Annotated in this window: 22 protein-coding genes; 5 read left to right on the forward strand and 17 right to left on the reverse strand. The window is 47.1% G+C overall.

All coding sequences use genetic code 11. The features are described 5' to 3' along the window. Positions 1-155: 155 nt before the first annotated feature. The gene (locus OXN25_01280; GenBank protein MDE0423478.1) at positions 156-1,058 is read left to right on the forward strand and encodes a phytanoyl-CoA dioxygenase family protein; all 903 of its coding nucleotides are present in this window, start codon (positions 156-158) and stop codon (positions 1,056-1,058) included. A 62-nt stretch (positions 1,059-1,120) separates the two neighbouring features. Here OXN25_01280 and OXN25_01285 read toward each other — a convergent pair whose 3' ends face one another. The 9 genes from OXN25_01285 to OXN25_01325 all read right to left on the reverse strand — a co-directional run bounded on the left by OXN25_01285 (position 1,121) and on the right by OXN25_01325 (position 9,543). Beyond that, positions 1,121-2,296 carry an aminotransferase class I/II-fold pyridoxal phosphate-dependent enzyme gene (locus OXN25_01285; protein ID MDE0423479.1) on the reverse strand — a complete coding sequence of 392 codons (1,176 nt, stop codon included), beginning with the start codon at positions 2,294-2,296 and terminating at the stop codon, positions 1,121-1,123. Between the two features lie 56 nt (positions 2,297-2,352). Continuing rightward, complete coding sequence (locus OXN25_01290; protein ID MDE0423480.1) at positions 2,353-3,777, reverse strand: sulfatase-like hydrolase/transferase; 1,425 nt, start codon at positions 3,775-3,777, stop codon at positions 2,353-2,355. A gap of 5 nt (positions 3,778-3,782) precedes the next feature. Beyond that, positions 3,783-4,568 carry a hypothetical protein gene (locus OXN25_01295; GenBank protein ID MDE0423481.1) on the reverse strand — a complete coding sequence of 262 codons (786 nt, stop codon included), beginning with the start codon at positions 4,566-4,568 and terminating at the stop codon, positions 3,783-3,785. 4 nt (positions 4,569-4,572) lie between these two features. Further along, positions 4,573-5,253 carry a deoxyribonuclease V gene (gene nfi / locus OXN25_01300; GenBank protein ID MDE0423482.1) on the reverse strand — a complete coding sequence of 227 codons (681 nt, stop codon included), beginning with the start codon at positions 5,251-5,253 and terminating at the stop codon, positions 4,573-4,575. Between the two features lie 158 nt (positions 5,254-5,411). Next, positions 5,412-5,564: a hypothetical protein gene (locus tag OXN25_01305; GenBank protein MDE0423483.1), complete on the reverse strand. Its 153-nt coding sequence runs from the start codon at positions 5,562-5,564 to the stop codon at positions 5,412-5,414. Positions 5,565-5,961: 397 nt separating this feature from the next. Beyond that, a complete protein-coding gene (locus tag OXN25_01310; protein ID MDE0423484.1) occupies positions 5,962-6,738 on the reverse strand; it encodes a nicotinate-nicotinamide nucleotide adenylyltransferase in 777 nt (258 codons plus the stop codon). 53 nt (positions 6,739-6,791) lie between these two features. Then, positions 6,792-7,583 carry a nucleoside triphosphate pyrophosphohydrolase gene (gene mazG, locus OXN25_01315; protein MDE0423485.1) on the reverse strand — a complete coding sequence of 264 codons (792 nt, stop codon included), beginning with the start codon at positions 7,581-7,583 and terminating at the stop codon, positions 6,792-6,794. 11 nt (positions 7,584-7,594) lie between these two features. Continuing rightward, positions 7,595-8,845 (reverse strand): hypothetical protein, encoded by a 1,251-nt coding sequence (locus OXN25_01320; GenBank protein ID MDE0423486.1) that lies wholly within the window; start codon positions 8,843-8,845, stop codon positions 7,595-7,597. Continuing rightward, positions 8,842-9,543, reverse strand: a complete 702-nt coding sequence (locus OXN25_01325) for a hypothetical protein (protein MDE0423487.1) — start codon at positions 9,541-9,543, stop codon at positions 8,842-8,844. Before OXN25_01325 ends, OXN25_01320 begins: the two co-directional genes overlap by 4 nt. A 219-nt stretch (positions 9,544-9,762) precedes the next feature. On the opposite strand from OXN25_01325, the gene OXN25_01330 reads away from it, so the two are divergent. After that, positions 9,763-10,323, forward strand: coding sequence for a redoxin domain-containing protein (locus tag OXN25_01330; protein ID MDE0423488.1), 561 nt, complete (start codon positions 9,763-9,765; stop codon positions 10,321-10,323). 2 nt (positions 10,324-10,325) lie between these two features. Further along, entirely contained in the window at positions 10,326-11,297 is a 972-nt protein-coding gene (locus tag OXN25_01335; GenBank protein MDE0423489.1) for a GDP-mannose 4,6-dehydratase, read from the forward strand. Here OXN25_01335 and OXN25_01340 read toward each other — a convergent pair. Together OXN25_01340 and cimA are read right to left on the reverse strand one after the other, a co-directional pair. Then, a complete protein-coding gene (locus OXN25_01340; protein MDE0423490.1) occupies positions 11,294-12,007 on the reverse strand; it encodes a hypothetical protein in 714 nt (237 codons plus the stop codon). The genes OXN25_01335 and OXN25_01340 overlap by 4 nt on opposite strands. Positions 12,008-12,016: 9 nt before the next feature. Continuing rightward, a complete protein-coding gene (gene cimA, locus OXN25_01345) occupies positions 12,017-13,603 on the reverse strand; it encodes a citramalate synthase (protein MDE0423491.1) in 1,587 nt (528 codons plus the stop codon). 248 nt (positions 13,604-13,851) lie between these two features. Between cimA and dacB the strand changes: the two genes are divergently transcribed. Next, the gene (dacB, locus tag OXN25_01350; GenBank protein ID MDE0423492.1) at positions 13,852-15,120 is read left to right on the forward strand and encodes a D-alanyl-D-alanine carboxypeptidase/D-alanyl-D-alanine-endopeptidase; all 1,269 of its coding nucleotides are present in this window, start codon (positions 13,852-13,854) and stop codon (positions 15,118-15,120) included. Positions 15,121-15,218: 98 nt separating this feature from the next. Here dacB and OXN25_01355 read toward each other — a convergent pair whose 3' ends face one another. The 3 genes from OXN25_01355 to OXN25_01365 form a co-directional block, all read right to left on the reverse strand. Continuing rightward, complete coding sequence (locus OXN25_01355) at positions 15,219-15,998, reverse strand: phytanoyl-CoA dioxygenase family protein (protein ID MDE0423493.1); 780 nt, start codon at positions 15,996-15,998, stop codon at positions 15,219-15,221. A gap of 157 nt (positions 15,999-16,155) precedes the next feature. Then, positions 16,156-17,292 carry a sulfite oxidase gene (locus OXN25_01360; GenBank protein ID MDE0423494.1) on the reverse strand — a complete coding sequence of 379 codons (1,137 nt, stop codon included), beginning with the start codon at positions 17,290-17,292 and terminating at the stop codon, positions 16,156-16,158. A 52-nt stretch (positions 17,293-17,344) separates the two neighbouring features. Continuing rightward, on the reverse strand, positions 17,345-17,962 hold the full coding sequence (locus OXN25_01365) for a superoxide dismutase (protein ID MDE0423495.1): 618 nt from the start codon (positions 17,960-17,962) through the stop codon (positions 17,345-17,347). A gap of 266 nt (positions 17,963-18,228) precedes the next feature. Here OXN25_01365 and OXN25_01370 point away from each other — a divergent pair, with 266 nt between their 5' ends. Then, the gene (locus tag OXN25_01370; GenBank protein ID MDE0423496.1) at positions 18,229-19,131 is read left to right on the forward strand and encodes a CBASS cGAMP-activated phospholipase; all 903 of its coding nucleotides are present in this window, start codon (positions 18,229-18,231) and stop codon (positions 19,129-19,131) included. A 22-nt stretch (positions 19,132-19,153) separates the two neighbouring features. On the opposite strand, the gene OXN25_01375 is transcribed toward OXN25_01370, so the two are convergent. The 3 genes from OXN25_01375 to OXN25_01385 all read right to left on the reverse strand — a co-directional run bounded on the left by OXN25_01375 (position 19,154) and on the right by OXN25_01385 (position 22,473). Beyond that, positions 19,154-20,326 carry an acyl-CoA desaturase gene (locus tag OXN25_01375; GenBank protein ID MDE0423497.1) on the reverse strand — a complete coding sequence of 391 codons (1,173 nt, stop codon included), beginning with the start codon at positions 20,324-20,326 and terminating at the stop codon, positions 19,154-19,156. Between the two features lie 58 nt (positions 20,327-20,384). Next, on the reverse strand, positions 20,385-20,609 hold the full coding sequence (locus OXN25_01380) for a hypothetical protein (GenBank protein MDE0423498.1): 225 nt from the start codon (positions 20,607-20,609) through the stop codon (positions 20,385-20,387). A gap of 70 nt (positions 20,610-20,679) precedes the next feature. Beyond that, complete coding sequence (locus OXN25_01385) at positions 20,680-22,473, reverse strand: phosphoenolpyruvate carboxykinase (GTP) (protein MDE0423499.1); 1,794 nt, start codon at positions 22,471-22,473, stop codon at positions 20,680-20,682.

Genomic DNA, 22,473 nt, shown 5'->3' on the forward strand with positions numbered 1-22,473 from the left:
CCCGAATACCTTATATCCTTGCACTAATTGCCAACTTTTGTTAAAATATTGCAACTGAGATTTGGACGACATCACAAGGCAGAGATAGCGTTTATATCTCGTCAACGGTGCTATTAAATTTTAGGCAAAGGTTGTTTGATATGCGGAGGAAAATAATGGCAAAAACCGTCTTTTTAGGAGAACATGAACTCACCTTCCCCGGTCCACACCTCGGTGTGCTTCGGGACTGCAATGACATCCTTGACTCAACAGAAGGTTTACACCAACGGATAGCAGAGGACGGATATTTACTCGTTCGCGGTTTAATAGATAAAGAAAAGATTATCGCGGGGCGGCGTGCTATCCTTGAATACGCCGATGGCAACGGTAAAGATGACGTTTTCAAGTCCGGCACCGACATTATGGAGGCGTTTGCCGGTGATGGGAGTCCCGGACGGACGATGGGCACACCCGCTGTTACACATCATCCGGATGTCCAGGCAGTCTTGGAAGGCGATGAACTTTTCAAATTCTTCCGAACCTTTTTCGATGGTGATACCCGAACCTTTGACTACAAATGGCTCCGCTTTATTCGCCCTACCGTCTGGTCGGGACCGCATTTCGATTTCGTCTATATGGGGCGCGGGTCAGCGCAGCTCCATACCTGTTGGGTGCCTTTCGGGGATGTCCCCGCAACTATGGGAACGTTAACGGTGTTGGTCGGTTCGCACAATCTCCCGAGTTTCGCACCCATTCGGGATACCTATGGAAGAACAGATGTAGATCGGGACGGGACACCGGGGCATTTCGGACGTGACCCGATGGAGATTAGCGATAAATATGGCGGTGAGTGGCAGACTGCCGATTTCGAGATGGGGGATGTCATTGTCTTCACGATGCACACCATGCACACCTCTACGAAAAACCTTTCTGACCGATGGCGCATTAGTTGTGACATCCGTTTCCAACCCGCAGAAGATCCAATTGATGAGCGATGGGTCGGCAAAAACCCAATTTCGCACACAGGCAGTCAGAAGATTTCGTTTGAAGAAGCAAAAAAGCAGTGGGGATTGGAATAGAAACAGTTCCGGGTGCGGTTGGGAAACCGCACCTACAGGAAGAATACAAGTATGGAATAACTTTAACCAAACAATGCCCGTCGAATTTGACGCACCGCCTGACGAATCCGATCTTCATTCTCCACGAGTGCGATCCGAATATAACCTTCTCCGTTATGTCCGAATCCCGAACCCGGAGAAACACAGACTTCCGCCTCATTAAGAAGTTTCGTCGCGAAGTCCATAGAGGAGAGATGCCGCCACGCTTCTGGTAGAGGTGCCCAGACGAACATAGAAGCCTGCGGTTTTGGAACCTTCCAGCCAATCCGGTTTAACCCTTCGACAAGCACATCCCGACGTTTTTGATAGACCGCAGCATTTTCCATTACCGTATCTGCCGGTGTACGGAGTGCCATGATCCCAGCAACCTGAATCGGCGCGAAAATCCCGTAATCGTAATATCCTTTAATCCGAGCCAGTGCTTCAATGATCTCGCGATTGCCAACTGCAAACCCACATCGCCATCCCGCCATATTGTAGGATTTAGACAGCGAGAAAAATTCGATACCGACATCCTTCGCCCCTTTTGCTTGTAAGAAACTTGGGGCTTTGTAACCGTCAAAAACGATGTCCGCATAAGCCAAATCGTGAATTACCACGATCTCTTGACGCTTCGCGAACGCAACAATCTCCTCAAAGAATCCAAGGTCAACCACGGCACCCGTCGGGTTATGCGGGAAGCTTAAGATGAGTACCTTCGGTCTTGGCCAAATATCGCGTGTGATTTCCGTAAGCGACGGAATAAAAGCGTTCTCTTCAGTGAGCGGAATACTCACAACGCTACCACCTGCAAGCACAACGCTGTACATGTGGATTGGGAACGTTGGGTTCGGCACCATCGCCAAATCGCCTTCGTCAATTAAGGCTAATGCGAGGTGCCCCAGACCTTCTTTAGTTCCGATCACAGAGATGGCTTCTTCATGCGGGTTAATGTGAACACCGAACCGGCGTTCATAATGCCAACTGACCTCCCGACGGAGATTAAAAATGCCCCGCGAAGCGGAGTAACGGTGGTTCCGAAGTTCCTGTGCTGCTTCAGTCAATTTATCAATGATAGGTTGCGGGGTCGGCTGATTTGGGTTTCCCATCCCCAAGTCAATAATATCTATCCCCAGTTGTCGGCGTTCATGCGTGAGTTGTTTGAGTTTGCCAAGCATGTAAGGTGGGAGTCGATTTAAGCGTTTTGAATAGATATTCATTGTTCCGAAATCCTGGATTTTTTAGATTGTATTAATGAATTTTATTTTTTTCTGTTCTATCTGCCATGCTCCCAATATGTCCGTAAACGTTCACCCCAATTCGATATGATCCGTTTCGGACTTGGATGCACAATTTGTCGCCTGTGAAGTTTGGCTTTTTGGATCAGTAGTTTATCTCTACAAATTTTAACGTCTTTACTGTAGATCGCGTTTCCTACTAAATTTTCCATCTCGCCGGGGTCATTCTGCCGGTCAAACAACTGTGCAAGCCCAAGTTGTTCAGCATCGGGTCCTGGCGGCGAGAAATCTTCTTCCGGTTTTGGTTTATACTCTGTAACGTATTTATACCGTTCACTGACAATTGCGCGTCCCCAATAATTGCTCTCTATATAGGCGTAATCGCGCCAAGGGACATCTTTTCCTTCCACAATCGGACGGACGCTCATGCCTTGTACCTGTTCAGGCATATCAACATCTGCGTAATCACAGACAGTGGGAAATAGGTCAACACCTGAAACAAAATGCGTCTTGTTAAGTTGGTTTTTGTCTATAGCAATACCGTCGCTCAAACACGCCACAATGAATGGAACCCGTATGCTTTCTTCGTAAAGCGTGAATTTTTGGAACATCTGATGACTGCCACACGCCTCACCGTGATCTGCACTGAAGATAATGAGCGTATTTTCGTGCAAGCCCGTTGCTCGCAGCAGGGCCAGAACCCTTCCGATCTCAGCGTCAACTTTTTCAATGAATCTGTAATAATTCCATCTCAGATAACGCCAATGGGGTTCGTCCCAATCGCGAATACCTTTAAGAATAGCGGCGTGAATAAGCGCGTCATCAACTCTTCGACAGACTCGGTGCAGCACTGTCTCCCGTTCATCATAGGCAAAGTTTTCAGGGAGCGGTGGCAAAGCATCTTCCGAAACAATTCCTTGCTCTACTGGATTAGGAATTCGTTTTTCCTCGTGATTGTGCAGGTATTCGCATACGTCATGCGGATCGACGTAACCGATCTGAAGATAAAATGGTTCGTCAGCGTCGTAGTTCGTCAAAAAGTCGGCAACCGCATGTGTGGATGCTGAATCGTAATACGCAGCACCTCCTGCACCAATATCTCGCTGTCCATAATAAAGCACCTGAAAACTCTCGCGAACATCTCTACCGGGTACATGCCACTTCCCACAGTGGAATGCTCTATAACCGCCTTCGCTCAGGACCTGTCCTAAATCCCGGATTTCTGGGTGCAGAGATCCGCCGTTGAACGGCACCCCCGTTTCTGAAGTATATAAACCTGTTGCCCAACTCGAACGCGCAGCAGCACACACCGGATCCGTACAGAACGACCGCTGAAACGAGGTTCCATTCCGGTGAAGTTCATCTATATTCGGTGTCTGGAGATATGGATTTCCGTAAGCCGAGAGTGCGTCCCACGAATGCTGATCGGTGTTAATAAAAAGGATATTGGGACGTTTGCTCATCTCGCTTACCCCATTTTCTCCTTGAGCACCAACGTCTCGAAAGTGCTTGAAGCAATTGCAACGTTCCCGTATGCATCAAGCCACCAATATGAAGGCAGAAGCCCAATACCGTAGAGGGAATACCCATTGAGCGGAATGGGGGTCTCTATTGATTCAAGAAAGCCGAGTCTGCTTTTCAGTCTGAGTTGCTCCAGATCTTCCAGCACCGCAATCTCCAGACTGCCATCTGATGTTTGAATTGTTTGCACAAGTGCGGGAATTACATCAAAAAGTGCCCAATCGCACGTCAGTTTGACCTCTGCTGCCACCGTTCCAGCACTGACCTCAGTGCCATTGATGCGAAGTTTCACCTCTTTGTTTACAGTTAGGTGACCATCGCAAGTTGCTCGGGAATATGCATCGCGCCCCCTATTGCGGGCATCAACCTGCCAACTGTCCGTGAGTGGGCGGTAAGGTTCATCGTTACAACGGAATTGTAACCGTAGATTTTCACCGCTCGTCGTATTCTCATATTTGACGGAGTAGTGCCAGAGATTGTTATTGGCTTTGCTCCGCTCGATGATAGCCGTCCCAATACTCAGTTGTCCCTCAGTATCGTCTCTACTATAGCCACGCCAATAATTCGGTAGGATATTGTAAACGTGCCGGACAGTCTGTCCTGCATCTGTCTGACGCGCACCGGCTTCTGGAGTATATCCACGAAGTGTGCTAATCAATTCCTGAGCAAATTGCGGATTTTGCGCACCGTAATTATAGTCAAACGACCAGTGCAGCGGATTGCCATCATTCATGATGTTAAAACAGTAGTGTATTTTGAGGAGTTTTACCGGATGCGGCGTTGTGCGCGTGGCGGGTTGTCTCAGGCAAACGGTAGCCTCGACAACAAGCCAATGTCAATGTACGTGCTGAATCCAGAGATATCCGATGTCCTACGGATACGTAAACTACCCGAACGTTTGTGCGAGTCCGAACAACGGCACCAATCACCTCTCCTTTATCAACGAGGTGGGTGTAAGCACCCTGTTCTGGTCCCGGTTCTTCGTATCGTCCCCAGAGCCGGGATTTTGCACACCCAATCGTCGGTTTATCCAAAATTAGTCCCAGATGCGATGCCAGCCCGAACCGTCGCGGGTGTGCGATACCTTGTCCATCAACTATCACCAAATCTGGTTCCGTTTGCAACCGATCGAATGCTGTCAGAAGTGGGGGAACCTCACGAAAGGACAACAACCCGGGTATATAAGGAAAACGAACAGCGCACTCTGCCACCTCGCTATCCACCACCTGTAATCCGGGAAAACTGAGGACTACCACAGACGCGAGCGCGATGTCCTTTTTCAGTCCGATGTCTACCCCAGCAACGGTGTTAATTGTTCCAAACCGGTCTGTCGCAATCACTTCTCTGCGAAGCCTATTTTGAATTTCCCGTGCTTCTTCAGGTGTAACATCCCATGAATGGAGGGAGCGATACTGCATATCTGCCGCTGTTCGTTTTAATGTAAACTTCGTCCTGTCTTACAATATCTTGAGCATCTGGAACCAGAGCATAGATTCCCTCTCAAGTGCTCAACGAAATTATAACACAAAAAACTTCAATTGTCAAGCCATTCGGCGTAATATCAACACCGATAGTTTTATTTTTTCGGTGTTGTCTTTTCTACTTCAAGTGCATTGGGTTTCGCAATATGTCGGATACCTGCAAAAAATGCGGAGAGCACCAGATAACCACCGCCAATGCCGATAAGGGCACCCAAACCACCTATAATAATTTCTATACCGTTAAACATAATGAGTTCTCCTCACTATAAAATTTCTATAATGAAAAATTTCTATGATGACCCGCTATGAATTTCCGATATTTTCAATTTAAGCCTGTCACCGAAAATATTGATAAAATAAACGGAAGTATCTGATAATCGGTTTCAGGTTTATTGTATGAATGCTTACAAAATGATTATTGCAAAAACCATGCCATCACAAAAACGCCAAAATTATGCTAAAATTCGGCAGCAATGTATATTATTTGACGCAATAAGACGATAATGGAAAGAAAAATGTGGTAAAATCAAAACACCTAACTGTAATTTTGTTAGCGGGGAATCTTAAATCAAACCCGCAAATCCTGTCTCTATTGTGCATATTTAGATACACAGATCTATAGTTGCGAGGAAGTGAACAAGCCTGTTATTCCTTATGGATGGCTTTAGAGGGATTTCGGTCAAGCATGGCGAGAATACTGGAAGGCACGAGATGTTTAATGGCTTCATCTCGTGCCAGCAATTCACGTGCTTCTGTTGAGGACATATAGGCATAAGTATCTGGTAAGAGAAGACTTGATACGTAAGAAGTATATCGGCGAATCTCTGGTTGTGTCATGAATGACTCTATGGTTTTGATACCTGCTGCTGCCCGATTTGCAACAATAAAGCGAGCTGAGATAAACAACTCCTGCAATTCCGCGTGGAAGTTTGTATAGTATTTCGGGTCGAAGATTCTTACTAAGGTATCGTAGCCGACGATAAAGTGGAACTCAGTCTCGGATGGAAAAATGGCTTTTAAAGCAATAACCTTGTCAATATATCTGCCATGACTTGATACACCAACAGAAAACCTTTGGTGATCGATCGCATATTTCTTGAGCGTGACGAGTCTTGCTGCAAGTGGCAAACCGAATATATCTTTATCTACATTCGCTTTCGCAAGGAGTAAGAGGACTTCATCCAATTGGTACTTCGTGAGTGTATCCTCTATCATTCGAACATGTGCAAGTGTCAACGGGTTAAAGGATCCTGAAAAGATTCCCAGTTTTTTGGTTTCGCGCGACGGAAGTGCAGCGCGGTGAATAAAATCTATCTGCGGGGGAGCAGACGGATCTAACCCCTTAAAAAGTTCAACGAACCACTCATAATCGGGGTGGCGTTTACATTCTTGTGTCAAGAGATTCAATAGTGTCTCCGCCATTTGTTCCGTAGTCCTGCTCACCTTGTGAAAGGCTTTGCTGGCAACCAACAGAGTTAGCCAGCATCGATTTCCGCTTTTTTGGCTTCTTCCCAGATTGCATCTAAACGCTCTAAGTCTTGCGATTCAAAGTTTGTGCCACGGCGTTCTAATTCTGCTTCCATCCATTTAAAGCGCGTTACAAATTTCCGGTTCGCCTGCCGTAATGTCTCTTCAGCTTGAAGATCCATAAAACGACATAGATTAACAATAGCAAATAACAGATCACCGAGTTCCATCGCAACTGCTTCTGAACCCTCTGTGTTGATACTAACTTTGACTTCATCAAGTTCTTCTTCAACCTTAGCAATTACATCAGCGAGTTCTTCCCAATCGAAACCGACGCGCGCAGCTCGACTCTGTATCTTCTGAGCACGAAGTAGTGTCGGCATTGCATTCGGAATTCCGTCAAGCACTGATTCCCGATCCGAATAGCCTGCTTCTTGGCGTTTGATTGCCTCCCAGTTTTTTACAACCTCTTCTGAGTTCTCAACATTGACATCACCGAAGACGTGCGGATGCCGTCGGATAAGTTTTTCTGTTAAGGTTTCAATCACGGCGTAGATGTCGAAGTTCTCGTGTTCCGCTGCAATTTGTGCTTGGAGCATAATATTCAAGAGCAGATCCCCCAGTTCCTCTTTCAGTTTACTCGGATCGCCTGTATCAATCGCTTCAAGCGTTTCGTAGGTTTCCTCAATAAGCGTCGATTTCAGGGTCTCATGTGTCTGCTCTCGATCCCATGGACACCCATTTTCGCTTCTTAAGGTGGCTATGACCCCGACAAGTTCCTTGAATAAATCTTTTGACATATAAATCTCCTTTATTTTACCCCTATTTTATTTTTCAATGCCTTCATACGTTTCTCTACTTCTGAATAGCGTTCCGCTTCTGTGAAATAGGTGAGATAGAGTTTATACAGCTGCAAGGCGCGCGTGTAGTTTTTCTGTATTTCTGCCGCGCGTGCACGTTCCTCTAATGCATCTGCTTTCGCATTCAGCAGTTCATAAAGGACTTGCGCTGCCCGTTCTGCGAAGATACTCCCATTATATGTTTCACGGAGACTTCCTAACGCCTTAACCAATTCGGCATAAGATTTTTTATCTGCCGTCTCTTTTATCAGATTGAGTTTTGCTTCCGCTTCTGTAGCGAGTCGTTCCGCTGCTTTCTTTGCACGGCGGCACAGTATTGTATCAGGCAAAATCTCCGCAATTTGGCCGTAAAGCCTGAAAGCTTCACCCATCCTGTCCTCCGTTTCAGCAGTTTCCGCCATCTTGCACCCAGATTCAACCTGTTTTGTTGGTCCATGCGCGATCAGCCATTCTCGGATTCTTGTTTTTCTCAACCACTCTGAAGAGAGTTTATGGGTTTCATCTGTCCATGCCTCAAATGTCACATCAGCCCCCCACTCTCGATAAATCTCTGAGGCACGTTTGGCGCGCCGATAATGCGGATCATCGAGTGCTCCGACACCAAAAAGGATAGGATGTCCTTGAATCAGCGTTGGCGGCGGTGGATTCCTATCCACATCGCGCCTGCCTGCCCCAAGGACAAGCCTCCCCGCTAACCGACCTAACAATTGTTCGCCTAAAACTGTTGTCGAATACCCACCTTGGCTGTAGCCCCCCATAAAAATGTAGTCTGTAGCAATGTTCAACCGTGTTGAAAGCAATGTCAGAACTTCCTCAAAGAAGCGTATATCAGCGGCGGTTGCGTCAGGACTAAGCCCCTTATAGTAAGCGTCAGTCGCGTAGTTCATACCCACAACGATAAATTCTCCTCCTTTTGTTATCTTTTTCAACATCCAGGTCGTTGCTTTTCCACCCCAACCGTGGTAATAAAAAATAATAGGAAAAGGACGTTTGTCTGTATAATCGACGGGAACGTAAACCAGAAACGTCTTTTCAGTCTCTGGGGCTGTTATACGGACTTCCGTGCCGGGTAACAGTTCGGGTATATCAGCAGCAAGATCACTACAGAGCAAGAACAGTAGAAGGGCACTGAAACACACCATCCGCGTACCATAGTAACAACATGAATCGCTATTAGAATAGAGAGGGAGACGTATTTTCATGCGTCTGTGCCGTTCTCCTGAAGTGTTTCTAATTGAATAATCAGTTGACCGAGTTGTAATCCCAGCAATAGCGTATAGATTTGCATTAGGAGTGTAACCTGTCCTTCAGTCGGCAAATCGCTGGCATGAATCACAGCAAGCAATCTATCGGCACGCTCACGCACTTGTGCCGCTTTGTCCACATCGTCTTCTACTGTTTCTGGTGTGCTTTCTTTGATAAACTGCCAAATTCGATCTTGGATTTCGAGGGTGTAATTTTTTGCCATCGCAGTCCGCGCCCGCTTCGCAGAGTCCACCCAGATCGTATTTGCCTTCCAATTGAGCATAAAGGCTACGCTGTTGATGAGTACATCACGGAGGCTATCTTCACCAGAGAGGAGTTCTTCAATATTGGTAATCCCTTCTGCTTCTGCCGAGAAGGTTCGGACCCGCGTATATTCCTTCATATTTTTCAACATCAATTCGTTTTCAGCGATGAGATGCCAAAAATCCGCACTCGTTGAGAGCAGCACCTCCACACGATTGCAAACCGCACTCGGCATTTGTGTGCGGATACAGGAATAGTGGAGCCTGTGAAGTTGACTCCGAAAGTCTTGCAAACTCTCAGTCGTTTGCAGCGTTGATGCGTGGGCGATATGTGGGAGGAGTTCTCCGCGAATCTGGTCTAACAGTGCAGGAATCGTACGTTCAGCGTTCATATTGTTTGGTATGCTCTCAATCTCGAATTTTTTATTCAACCCTACAGCAAGAAGTGTTTTGCTTGGGTATTTCCACCAAGATTTGGAAATCCCTTCTACAGGGGAACTGAATGACCCTGCTTAATAGCTTAACAGGTTTCCGCTAAAAAGTCAACTTGACAATTGGGCATGAGGTACGCTAAAATACCGATAAGAAATACAGGGGACAAGTGAACTACTATGAAACGGTTTATCGCTGCAGTCATCAGTATTGCTTTCTTTGGGACATTCGCGAGTTTTGCTGACGAAAAAACTGAAACAGCCCCCCCGAAAGTGGGGGATAAGGCACCGGATTTCGTGCTCCAAGATATTGAGGAAAAGGAACACCGTCTGAAAAAACTTCAGGGCAAGATCGTTTTCCTCATGATGGGCAACCGGAAGATTCGGAAGGAAAGTAACAAATGGGCGGAGGCGTTCCAGAACGATTACCGAGAGAACGCACAGGTTACCCCTTACCTCATTGCTGACATGCGAAGCGTCCCGAGGTTCATACCCAAAAGTTTTATCAGGGGACAACTGGAGAAAGATCCACCGCCTGCGAAACTCTTACTGGATTGGAAAGGTGAAGTGCATAAGCGGTATCGGACGGAAGAAGAGAAACCGACGCTCTATCTGATCTCACAGGAAGGGACGATCATATTCCACGAAAAAGCAGATTTCAATCCCGAAATTTACGCCGAACTTAAAAAGCAAATCGGCAAACTTTTAGCGATAGATGAAAGTGAAGGGGAAGGAAAATAACTATGAAACATCTCGTCACCGGTTGTGCTGGATTCATCGGGTGGAGGGTAACAGAGCTTTTGCTTGAGGCGGGACATACTGTTGTAGGGATTGATAATATAAATACCTCTTATGATACACAAGTAAAGCACTGGCGGCTTAAGCAACTCGAAGGTACTCCCAATTTTCATTTTCACCATTCTGACATCTGCGATCAGGACGCACTGCGGGCAATATTTGATGCGACGTATGATGCTATTATCAACCTTGCTGCACGCGCCGGTGTACGGCATTCTGTCGAAGATCCCTGGGTATATGTTGACACAAATATAACCGGCACGCTGAATCTGCTGGAGTTATGCCGCGAGTTTGAAGTCAAAAAATTTATACTGGCATCGACATCAAGTCTTTACGGATCAGATAACCCGCTTCCGTTTAGTGAGGAGATGAATACAGATGGACCCTTGTCTCCTTACGCCGCTTCAAAGAAGGGGGCTGAAGCGATCTGCCATAGTTATCACCATCTCTACGGCATCGACATGACAATCTTCCGTTTTTTCACCGTCTATGGTCCCGCTGGTAGACCCGATATGAGCGCATTTCGCTTTGTACATTGGATTAGTGAAGGAAAACCGGTTATTGTTTATGGCGATGGTAAAGAGTCTTCTCGAGATTATACCTATCTTGATGATGTTGCAAGGGGTGTGATCGCAGGATTGAAACCGCTCAAGTATGAAGTGATTAACCTCGGTTCGGATAGCCCTATTGTACTTATTGATACGATACGATTGATAGAGGAGCTCGTTGGTAAGAAAGCGAACCTCTCGCATCAACCCTTTCATCCAGCAGATGCTCGCGCCACATGGGCGAACATCCGAAAAGCAGAGGAACTCTTGGGGTGGCGACCACAAGTCACTTTTCGAGAGGGGATTACTGCACTTGTCGAGTGGTATCAGGCGAATCGAGAGTGGGCGAAGAACATCGCAACAGACTAAGCCGCTATTAGGAGCTTAACTGCCTTTTCCAAAGCACCCGCGTCTACTTTTATCTTTGCTATTTCTGCCTCGCGTTGCACATAATTCAGTGTATGTTCCGCACTCATCGGTGCTGCGATGTCCTGAACAATCTTATGGAGGCGTTTCACATCAGCCTTCTTGATGCCGGTCTGTGCTTCTACGCGAGTGTGTAGCGCGGCGGGTGATTCTGGCTTTTCAGTAGGGGTCTCGCGCTTGGAACGGGTGCGGCTGGTTTTAGGTTTCCGGGTCCCCGATGAAGCAGAAGCTGTTTTAGATTGGCGGGTCGGTTTGCGAGATGCCTTCTGTTTGGAAGACGAAATCTTTCCTGCTTCAAGTGATTTGATACCACACTCCTTACACACCTTTGCTGTGGTATCCGCTAAAGTCATCGTTACGATTAATTCACTGATCGCACCGCAGAGATCGCATTCAGAAAGGTCTTCAATGCTCGTGAGGATCTCTGCATGGATTACCAACATTTTTTCTTTATCGGTTTTGGTTTGCTTTTCCTTCTGACAGAGTGCTATCAGTTTCTGTGCTGCTTTCTCGATTGTCTCTAAATGTCCCATCTTTTCCCCAACTGCGTAGGCGCGGTTTCTAACCTTGCCAATCCGCGCTGTCCAGTTAATGCTGGTATCCACCTTAGAACCATCTACGAACGAAGTTGCAAGAGAATGGAGCGCCGGCATCCTGTCCAATTACTTCGCCTCTGACGAGGCGATGGTATTTTTATCTTTATAAAGCTTATATTCAAAACTATCTATCAGTGCTTCACAACTTGCAGAGATAATATTTTCTGAGACACCAACAGTTCTCCAACTCCGTTCTCCATCACTCGCCTCAATAAGCACCCGAACCTTGGAACCCGTCCCCGCTTTGGTATCCAATACTCGGACCTTATAATCTATGAGTCGAACTGTTTGCAAGGCGGGATAAAACTGTTCCAGTGCCTTTCGGAGTGCTGTGTCAAGTGCGTTGACGGGACCATCGCCATCAGCAGCAGTGTGTGCTGTCAAACCGTCTGGCGTTGCGACCTTTACTGTTGCTTCGGAGCGCATGGCAAAATCGCTGAATTGTTCAATAATCACCCGAAAACCGACAGGATCGAAAAAGGATTCGTGTCCGTTAAATACCTTATGCGTCAGCAGCTCAAACGACGCTTCAGCGGCTTCATACTGATAGCCTTCTTGTTCTGCTGCTTTCAGTCGCTTGAAGAGTTCCAGCACCTGTGGTGAATTTTTGTCGTAATCTGGGTACTCCTTCTCAATCTTTTTCATGATCGTGCCGCGTCCTGCTTGATCAGATACGAGAATCCGTTGCGTATTGCCGACACTTTCCGGGACGATATGTTCATAAGTGAGGCGGTTTTTGCGGATGGCATCTGTATGCAAGCCACCTTTGTGGGCAAAGGCGGAGCGACCCACATACGGCTGGCGTTCGTCGTGAGGGAGATTTGCTAATTCACTAATTAACCGCGAAACTTCTGTTAACCCTTGCAGCTGCGTATCGCTTATACATTCTATTCCGAGTTTGAGTTGGATTGTCGGAATAATAGAGGCGAGATTTGCATTTCCGCACCGTTCACCGTAGCCGTTGAATGTGCCTTGTACATGGGTTGCACCTGCTTGCACAGCCAGTACGGAGTTCGCTGCACCCATGCCAGCATCGTTGTGTGTATGAATACCAACCGGTAGCGACAACTCGGAGAGCACAGTTGCTACGCCTTCTTGAATTTCTAACGGCAGTCTACCGCCATTGGTATCACAGAGGACGAGGCAGCTCGCGCCACCTATTGCAGCTGCACGTAATGTCTCTATGGCATATTCAGCATCGTCTGCGTAACCATCGAAAAAGTGCTCCGCATCGTAAATCACTTCGCGACCGTTCTCTACAAGGTAGCGAACGGAATTCTCAATCAATTCCAAGTTCTCCTCTGGTGTTACCCGCAGAACGTCGGTTGCATGGAGTCGCCAACTTTTCCCAAAGATTGTGATAGTCCTTGCGCCGGTATCCAGTAGTGCAGATAGATTCGGATCGGTTTCGGGGGTATACGTAGGATAGTACGTGCTACCAAACGGCACAATCGTCGCCGTTTCTAATGTCATATTTTTGGCGCGTCTGAAAAATTCTATGTCTTTTGGATTGGAACCCGGGTAGCCTCCTTCAATATAGCGGATACCTAATTTATCGAGTGCTTCTATGATGATGAGTTTATCTTCAACAGAAAACGCGACGCCTTCTGCTTGGCTGCCATCCCTGAGTGTTGTATCGTAAAATTCAACCATAATGCTTTTCACAATAAGTTTTGGCTTACGCTTTTGCGTATGGGCTTGCAAGCTTCCCCTCTATAACGCCAAAATTCGGTGTCTCCTTTTTGTGTGTTTCTGTCGTTTTGCCTGTCCAATTCGCCTACTAATATTCTATCACATTTCGGGAAAAAAGTCAAATTTTACTTGTGTTTTGCGTAGTATCAATCACGCCCGATGTGCTTTGTGTTTTGATAATTCGTTCAATTGTGATATTATTAAAACCCATGAGAACCTATATTATTTTATTCGTTTGCCTCGCGTTGTTGCTATCAGGTTGCGGGATATTCGCTACCAAGTCGGTTCAAACCGAATCGTCAACGACCTCTGTAGATCCGATCAAAAAACTACAAGCTGATATTGATGCCGTCTTGCAGGACACCTTGTTTACGACCGCCAGCATCGGCATCAAAGTGGTTGCTGTTGAGACAGGCGAAGTGATCTACGGAAAGAACACACGTAAACTACATCACCCTGCTTCTACAACAAAACTCTTCACAGCGGCAACGGCTTTGGCAAAATTAGGAGCAGACTACCGGTTTGAAACAACAGTCTACATTGATGCAGATATAAGCGACGGAATTGCTAACAATATCTATCTCAAGGGCAAAGCAGATCCGGTGCTTCAGCGTAATGATATAGTTAAATTAGGCGACGCACTTTTGCAAACTGGTATCCAATCCGTCCGCGGTAAAATCGTCATTGACGAGACATATTTAGACCGGGTGCCAGAGGGACCAGGATGGATGTGGGATGACAGACCGCTTATAATCAGTGCTTTAAGTATCCGGGAAATTGAACCCGATACGAACACATGGAATAGAGCATACGCGTGTGGACATCTTCTGAAAACTGCACTTATTGAGAGAGGCGTTAGCGTGGCAGGGGAGGTGGTCTCTGGAACAGTTCCATCAGATGCGCAGGTTGTTGATAAACATCTATCGCCACCGCTCGCTGATATTCTCAAATTAATGAACAAACCCAGCGATAATTGGATCGCCGAATTGATTTTCAAAACAATCGGTGCTGAAGTGGTTGGCGAACCGGGAACATGGCAGAAAGGAAGGCAAGTTGTCACTGAATTCCTAAGTGAAATCATGGATGACCCACCAGCACATCGATTCGTTGACGGTTCTGGACTCTCTCGGTATAATCTCCTCAATGCCGAGTTACTCACGAACCTGCTCATTTATATGTATCAGAATTTTGAGTTAATGCCAGAGTATCTGTCATCGTTACCAATTGCTGGCGTTGATGGCACTTTAAAAAATCGGATGCAGGGAGTGTCTGCTGACAAGGTATTGCGTGCGAAGACGGGAACATTGAGTGGGGTTTCGGCACTTGCCGGTTATACCGTCACGGCGGACGATGAAGTCTTTGCGTTCGGCATTCTCATTAGCCACTATGTCGGTCTACCAGCAGTTGCACGGGGTATTCAAGATAAAATTGGGAATTATCTGACTGGGTTTGGTCGTCGTCCAGAGGAAATAAAATAAAGCCACGCTTGGACTTGCCATCTCAAATTACAGCAGGTGTGATAAAACCACGCCTGAGTGAGAAAGTGTTGAAAGTATTTGCTATCTAATTCTATACCTCAATCAAACCGAGACGTAATATCTGGCGGTGGTTCTCCTACAGCAGACTTACCATCTTTCAACAACGGTTCCGCATTTCCCCACAAACGACTCCCGTCATGCGACAGAAGCGGCTCCGCAGAATACTGTGCAAGATACGCACGTCGCAAATTATTCGTGTAGTTCGTCCCGCTACAATGGAAATTGATACTCGTGAACGCCACAATGCTTCCCGCAGGCACGATAGCAGGTACACCCTTTTCCGGTCCGAAGTAACCCACCATATCGTTGCTGCCCTCTTCACGGATATGCTTTACCCACGAGCGGATACCGATACGCGAAAACGGCATCACGTAGACCGTTCCATTCTCTTCAGACATATCGTCAAGCGCACACCAACAGGTCAGGTATGGCTTGTGGTCGGGGTAGCCAACGTAACCAGAGTCCTGATGCCAACTGAACTTCATCCCCGCTTCCGCGCCTTTGACGACATACTGTTCCCAGAAGAGATATGCGGTATCTCCTAAAGTCGCACGACAGACTTCCGCCATCAGGTTGCTGAACAAAAATTCACGAAGTTTCGGCTGTTTCCTAAAGCAGTTTGAGACGAAATACCGTTTGTTGCGATGATTGATGCCGAGGACATCTGTATCCTGACGATCCATCTCAGCGTCCATTTGGCTCATAAAGGTTCCGCACTCACCGCGGAGCAGTTCCAGCAGTGAATCTGGGATAACGTTTTCTAAAATGCAATAGCCTTCCTCTTGGAATTGCTGTTTCTGTTCATCAGTTATCTTCATATTTTTAATTACAGTTTCTGTTCTGCTAATTTTAGGTTTGGTTCGTAGTAGTGCGATTTATCGCACGTCTCAATATTAACAACGGGCAATGAATTGCCCTACTACGAACAGAATTTCGCTCTAATTTTAAACTGGACCAAGCACTACAAAAAGACTTCTATTCGATATTGACTTGGCGGACGACCTGACCGTGACTCTCCCAATAGGTGTGTTTTCCAGTGATGTAGTCAGAATCGGCTGCGGGTTGGATGTTTCCTGCTGTGTCAATCGCTCTGGAGACAACAGTATGCTCACCTTTTGGTGGATTGTTCCAATTGAGATGCCAGATTTTCCATGCGAATTCGGCATCCTCTTCCGGGTCTATGGTTGCCTTTTGCCATGCCCCGCCATCAATGCTCACTTCAACAGTTTCAATAGGCGCGCCCCATGCCGCGCCGTAGATGCGGTATTTGTCGCCGATACGCGTTACCTTTGCTGCCAACGATTTCAGTTTTGTTCTACCAACGGAAGTCTCCATCCAGACTGATTCACCGTCAGGACGTTTTTCTTCACGTATCGTGACATAATCGCGGCCCATGAATCTGCCCATGAATCGAGTGTCTCGGATCTCGATGCGTTTGAGCCATTTAACGCAGGCGATGCCGTACCAACCCGGCGTGATGAGACGGAGCGGTGCCCCATTTGGATGTGGTAGCGGTTCACCGTTCATCTCATAGCAGAGAAGGTTCGTGTCTTGTAACGCATCTTCAACTGACATACTCCGAGCAAAGTTCTGACGCATCTTTATATCCCGTCGTTCCTCTTCTCCGGCATCTTGTCCAACAAAGATAACTTCAATACCGTTTTCTCGGATACCGGCTTCCTCGAGGATCGGTGCGAGCGATGTTCCTCCCCATTTCGCATTGCCAATGCCACCTGTGAATGTCGGAAATCCGTGGTTGCCGGAGCATTCCAATGTGAAAGTTACGTCCTGCTTCGGGCGCGCTTTGATGTCCTCAATCGTGAGCGTTAGCGGATTCTCGACCAAACCGCTCACTTCAAGTCTCCACGTCTCAAGATTGACTTCGGGTTTGCCGTAATGTGAGACATTGAAGAATTCATCGTTCGGTGTGATGAAGGCATCGAATTCGTTCCAATCCAGCAGACCGCGTTGTGAAGGTGGTTCCGGCGGCTGATCAGCGAACGGGATAAGTATTTCACCTTCACGACGTGGAAAGGCATAAACTGCCCATGGGCTCAGCAGCAATCCAGTGAGAGTTAAACCGCTTTGTCGTAAAAAATCTCTACGCTCCATATTGCCTCCTCATCCTGCCGATAGGTACAGTCTTTGACGGCGTTATGCTTCGCTATCCGTTCATCGCTGCGAGATAGTTGGTGTTCACCTGTTCCCAATTGATGAGATTCAGCCAGGCGTCAACGTAGTCAGCACGACGGTTCTGGTAATTGAGATAGTAAGCGTGTTCCCAAACATCGAGACCGAGAATAGGGGTGTGTCCCTTCATCAGCGGACTATCCTGATTTGATGTTGAGTAGATTTGCAACTTCTTATTTTCATCAACAACAAGCCATGCCCATCCGGATCCGAAATGGGTCTTCGCTGCTTTCGTGAACATTTCCCTTCCATCATCAATTGAGCCAAAGGTGGATTGAATGGCTTCGGCAATTTTTTTTATCGGGCCACCACCGCCGTTGGGTTTCATGATGCTCCAGAAAAGCGTGTGATTCGCGTGTCCACCGCCGCTATTGATAACGGCTTGGCGGATGTGTTCCGGTACTCTATTGATGTTACGCAGCATTCCCTCAAGTGTCGTATGCATCAAATCGTGACTCTGTGCGACTGCCGCGTTCAGTTTATTGACATAGCCTTGGTGGTGTTTTCCGTGATGGATTTCCATCGTGCGTTTGTCAATATGGGGTTCAAGCGCATCATACGCGTAGGGGAGTGATGGTAATTTCTGACCCATGTGGTGGTCGGCGTATACACGCAGCGGACTGTTCGCGAGAAGAATTCCCGCCAGTGCGGTGCTTCCCTGAAGTAAAAAATTTCTACGATTCATGAATGCGTTCTCCTTGCCCTGCTGTTTTGGGTAGCATTTTAGCAGAAGTCGTAGGTTTATGTCAACGGAAAATTCAGTTGATTTTGGCAACTGGATATGGTATCGTGATTATGGCAGGCAAAGATAACAAAACTCTTGTATAGTGAGAATCAGAGATACAATCATTAAAAAAAATGGATACCTTCCACATCCTTGCACTTGATGGTGGTGGCACTCGTGGCATATACACTGCCCAATTTCTCGCCAAAATTGAACAGGCTCTTCAGAGACCGATCAAAACCTGTTTCGACCTCATCGCTGGCACAAGCACAGGGGCAATCATTGCTGGTGCCGCGGTCTCCGGTATTCCGATGCAAGATATTGTCGAACTGTTCGAGACCGAAACGCCCCATATCTTCCGCAGAAGGTGGTATCGTATTCCGTTGTTTCTCAGCAAATATCCAAGCAAGAGACTGGCGCAAATCCTCGCTGCACACCTACCCGCAACATCCCTCAACGAAATAGAAACGCCGCTGATGATAACAAGTTCGGAGATTTCCAAAAGTGAGATTCACATCTTCAGATCGAATTATGGAAGTCGCGATTCGGAGATCGCTCCTGCAGACAAAGAAGTGAGTTTGAGGGACGCTGTTCTAGCCTCGTGCGCTGCGCCGACATTTTTTGCCCCAAAATCCTTAGATAACTCCTTGTTAGCGGATGGTGGACTCTGGGCAAATAACCCCTCTACAATTGCGCTTGTTGAGGCACTCTCAACGTTTGAAAAAGACACACGAGAAATTAGAATGCTATCCCTTGGGACAGGACATTCCGTGAATATGTATCGCGATAGACGCGGTTGGGGGTTCCTTACAGGGTGGGGCGGTGCGAAGTTGACATCTTACGTAATGACCCTGCAATCGCAGGCATCTGCAAATATGGTCCAACTGCTGCTGAAGCAGAATTACCTACGCATCAACGCAGAAATCGATTTTTGGGAATTGGATACCCTTACGCAGTTAGACAACCTCAAGGCTCTTGCCGAGCATGATTTTGAGAAACACGCCGAAGGAATTGAGGCATTCTTTCAGCGTGTGTAGTGATGAAATTCAATTCCTGTCTTTACATCGCATTCGCTTCTTGAACTAACCAAACCGAAATGGATTCGATAATAATTTGATGTGCACGTTCAACAACTGGATTTAACGACGGTATATGGGCAAACATTTTTTGTGCTTTGTGTTTCAGGTCTGTTGGTGCTGGTAGCTCAGGAATTTTTAACTCTCTGAGAAACTTCTCAACTTCCGTCTGACCGATACGAGCACGTTTACGAAGTTCTTCAAGCTTTGACGAGTGCGACCATGTTGTCAAGAGTGTTTTCCCGATCTGTTCAGTTGAAAAACTTGCTGCCAATTGTTGTGCAGCTTTTTCAACAACAGCGAAGGATAGCTTGCGTTTACCCGCAACCACATGTGCCGGAGGCAAGCGTAGACCCCAAACAATCCTAAAAATCGACAAAACTTTCAAGATATAATATGTGACATCAATTTGCCACCAGTGAAAGCCTTGTGGTGTCGCGCTCGGGAAGTGATGATGGTTGTTATGCCATCCCTCACCGAGTGTAATGATAGCAAGCAGTAAGTTGTTACGAGAGTGATCGCCAGTAACATACGCTTGTTTACCGTGAATATGGGCAAGCGAATTAATCGTGAAGGTTCCATGAAAAAGCAAGACTGTACTCAGGAAGAACCCTACGAAAAGACCCGACCAACCCGCAAGCAGCCAGACGCAAACCCCTAATACGAAGGGTGGGAGTCTTTCCCACTTTTCAAGCCAAGCGAGTTCAGGATATTTCTGAAAGTCCTTAATTAAGTGATAGTCTGCAGGCAGTCCACGTTTGGAGAATATCCAAAGGACGTGGGAATACCAAAATCCGTGTTTAACGGGGGAGTGTACATCTTGGTCCGTGTCAGAGTACTTATGGTGTAAGCGATGTTTCGCTGCCCACCATAGGACACCTCGTTGTGCTGAACTCTGACCCAAAAATGCGAGAAAAAATTGAAATATGCGACTGGTTTTGAATGAACGGTGAGAGAAGTATCGGTGAAATCCCGCTGTGATTCCGAACATCCGAATAACGTACAAGGCACCGCATATAATCCAATCTATGGGTTGAACGTCTACCCAGATAATTCCAAAACACGCGAGGTGCATCAGTATGAAAGGTATAACTCGGGGGTGAACAATGTCCTCCTTATCGACAGGACTCGAATTTTTTGGTTCTATATAAGACACTATAATTGTGTTCCTTTCTTCATTAGAATTTTTAGTATGTGCATAGGTGGACACAAACTCAGATTGCCGAGTTATCAATTCCCATCTTTTTGACCCGATTGGCTTTAATATCAGCCCGAACTTTACGCGCAAGTTGGGCAAGTTTATCTTGAGATTCAGCAAAAGCCTTATCCCATAACCGTTCATCTTCGAGTTCTTCAAGAATCACAGCAGCAATAGTGTCCTGTTTTTCTGGCGGCAATTTATAAACCTCGGTAAGCACTTTTTCAAGGAGTTGGGTCATGATTGTTCCACCTTATTAACGATAAGGCGAGGCACAGAGACCTCGCCTTATAAGTTCAAATGTTTCAGTCTTACTGCTTCTCACGCAAACGAGCCTCTAACGCAGCCAATTCATCAAATAACGCTTTCGGCAATTTCTCACCAAAACGTTCGTAATGCTCGCGAATCAACGCAATTTCCTTGAGCCATTCTTCGACATCAACGTTCAGCAGTTCTTCCATCTCTTGGTCTGTTACGTCCAAACCGCTGATGTCAATCGCATTGGGGGCAGGGGTATAACCGATAGGCGTTTCAACGGCTTCGCCGTTTCCAGAGACGCGTTCCACGATCCACTTAAGCACACGGCTGTTTTCACCGAAGCCGGGCCAGAGCCAACCACCATCGGCATCTTTACGGAACCAATTCACATAAAAGATTTTCGGGAGTTTGCTGGTATCCGTGCTTTTGCCCATTTCCAGCCAGTGTGTGAAGTAATCTCCCATATTGTAGCCACAGAACGGCAGCATCGCCATTGGGTCGCGTCGGAGTTCACCGACCGTTCCGGCAGCAGCTGCGGTGCGTTCGGAGGAAGCGATAGAGCCGATGAAAGTCCCGTGTTGCCAATCAAAGGCTTCAAATACGAGCGGGACTGTATTGGCGCGTCGTCCGCCAAAAAGAATCGCTGAGATTGGTACACCGTTCGGATTTTCCCAGTTTGGGTCAATGATGGGGCATTGTGCAGCAGGGGTTGTATAGCGTGAATTCGGGTGTGCGGCTGTCTTCTCGTCACCGGGATGCCACTCTTCACCGAGCCAACTCGTCAGCGTTTCAGGGGTCTCTTCACTTTTCTCTTCCCACCAGACATCTCCGTCTTCTGTAAGTGCAGCGTTGGTGAAAATTGAGTTTGAGGCGAGTGTGTGCATCGCGTTTGGATTCGTATCCATGGATGTGCCGGGTGCAACCCCGAAAAAGCCTGCTTCTGGGTTGATTGCATAGAGCCGACCATCTTCACCGAATTTCATCCAAGCAATGTCGTCCCCGATCGTCTCCGCTTTCCAACCTGGGATGGTCGGCGTAAGCATTGCGAGGTTCGTTTTGCCACAAGCACTCGGAAACGCCGCTGCGATGTAAGTCTTCTCACCTTCTGGACTGGTTAATCCCAAAATAAGCATGTGTTCTGCCATCCATCCGTCATTTTTCGCCATAATGGAGGCGATACGGAGGGCATAGCATTTTTTGCCGAGCAGGGCGTTTCCACCGTAGCCGCTGCCGTAGGACCAGATGGAGCGTTCTTCGGGAAAGTGCACAATATATTTGTTATCGGGATCACAGGGCCAAACGACATCATCTTGTCCGGGTTCAAGCGGCATGCCAACGGAATGTAGACACGGCACAAAGTCGCCATCTTCACCAAGCACATCAAGGACAGCACTGCCCATGCGGGTCATAATCCGCATATTGACAACGACGTAGGGCGAATCGCTAATTTCAACGCCGATGTGTGAAATCGGTGAACCGAGGGGTCCCATGCTGAACGGCACGACGTACATTGTTCTGCCCCTCATACAACCTTTGAAAAGTCCTTTGAGAGTAGCTTTCATGTCATCTGGATCGTGCCAATTGTTGGTCGGACCCGCTTCGAGTGGGTTCTTCGCACAGATAAATGTTCTGTCTTCAACGCGTGCGACATCGGCAGGGCTGGAACGCGCAAGGTAACTGCCCGGACGCTTTTTCGGATCTAAGCGTACAAAAGTGCCATTTTGGACTAATTCTTCACAGAGGCGATCATTTTCTTCCTGAGATCCATCACACCAATAGATAGCGTCAGGTTGGCAGAGTTCTGCTGCTTCTTCAACCCAACGTTGTAACTTCTTGTTTTTGGTCAT

The organism is Candidatus Poribacteria bacterium (genome assembly GCA_028820845.1).
Classification (GTDB): domain Bacteria; phylum Poribacteria; class WGA-4E; order WGA-4E; family WGA-3G; genus WGA-3G.

What these genes read in the sequence shown, in the direction of transcription:
- OXN25_01280 (MDE0423478.1), top strand. Translation starts at nt 156, where the DNA reads ATGGCAAAAACCGTCTTTTTAGGAGAACATGAACTCACCTTCCCCGGT.
- OXN25_01285 (MDE0423479.1), bottom strand. Translation starts at nt 2,296, where the DNA reads ATGAATATCTATTCAAAACGCTTAAATCGACTCCCACCTTACATGCTT.
- OXN25_01290 (MDE0423480.1), bottom strand. Translation starts at nt 3,777, where the DNA reads ATGAGCAAACGTCCCAATATCCTTTTTATTAACACCGATCAGCATTCG.
- OXN25_01295 (MDE0423481.1), bottom strand. Translation starts at nt 4,568, where the DNA reads ATGAATGATGGCAATCCGCTGCACTGGTCGTTTGACTATAATTACGGT.
- nfi (MDE0423482.1), bottom strand. Translation starts at nt 5,253, where the DNA reads ATGCAGTATCGCTCCCTCCATTCATGGGATGTTACACCTGAAGAAGCA.
- OXN25_01305 (MDE0423483.1), bottom strand. Translation starts at nt 5,564, where the DNA reads ATGTTTAACGGTATAGAAATTATTATAGGTGGTTTGGGTGCCCTTATC.
- OXN25_01310 (MDE0423484.1), bottom strand. Translation starts at nt 6,738, where the DNA reads ATGGCGGAGACACTATTGAATCTCTTGACACAAGAATGTAAACGCCAC.
- mazG (MDE0423485.1), bottom strand. Translation starts at nt 7,583, where the DNA reads ATGTCAAAAGATTTATTCAAGGAACTTGTCGGGGTCATAGCCACCTTA.
- OXN25_01320 (MDE0423486.1), bottom strand. Translation starts at nt 8,845, where the DNA reads ATGAAAATACGTCTCCCTCTCTATTCTAATAGCGATTCATGTTGTTAC.
- OXN25_01325 (MDE0423487.1), bottom strand. Translation starts at nt 9,543, where the DNA reads ATGAACGCTGAACGTACGATTCCTGCACTGTTAGACCAGATTCGCGGA.
- OXN25_01330 (MDE0423488.1), top strand. Translation starts at nt 9,763, where the DNA reads ATGAAACGGTTTATCGCTGCAGTCATCAGTATTGCTTTCTTTGGGACA.
- OXN25_01335 (MDE0423489.1), top strand. Translation starts at nt 10,326, where the DNA reads ATGAAACATCTCGTCACCGGTTGTGCTGGATTCATCGGGTGGAGGGTA.
- OXN25_01340 (MDE0423490.1), bottom strand. Translation starts at nt 12,007, where the DNA reads ATGCCGGCGCTCCATTCTCTTGCAACTTCGTTCGTAGATGGTTCTAAG.
- cimA (MDE0423491.1), bottom strand. Translation starts at nt 13,603, where the DNA reads ATGGTTGAATTTTACGATACAACACTCAGGGATGGCAGCCAAGCAGAA.
- dacB (MDE0423492.1), top strand. Translation starts at nt 13,852, where the DNA reads ATGAGAACCTATATTATTTTATTCGTTTGCCTCGCGTTGTTGCTATCA.
- OXN25_01355 (MDE0423493.1), bottom strand. Translation starts at nt 15,998, where the DNA reads ATGAAGATAACTGATGAACAGAAACAGCAATTCCAAGAGGAAGGCTAT.
- OXN25_01360 (MDE0423494.1), bottom strand. Translation starts at nt 17,292, where the DNA reads ATGGAGCGTAGAGATTTTTTACGACAAAGCGGTTTAACTCTCACTGGA.
- OXN25_01365 (MDE0423495.1), bottom strand. Translation starts at nt 17,962, where the DNA reads ATGGGTCAGAAATTACCATCACTCCCCTACGCGTATGATGCGCTTGAA.
- OXN25_01370 (MDE0423496.1), top strand. Translation starts at nt 18,229, where the DNA reads ATGGATACCTTCCACATCCTTGCACTTGATGGTGGTGGCACTCGTGGC.
- OXN25_01380 (MDE0423498.1), bottom strand. Translation starts at nt 20,609, where the DNA reads ATGACCCAACTCCTTGAAAAAGTGCTTACCGAGGTTTATAAATTGCCG.
- OXN25_01385 (MDE0423499.1), bottom strand. Translation starts at nt 22,473, where the DNA reads ATGACCAAAAACAAGAAGTTACAACGTTGGGTTGAAGAAGCAGCAGAA.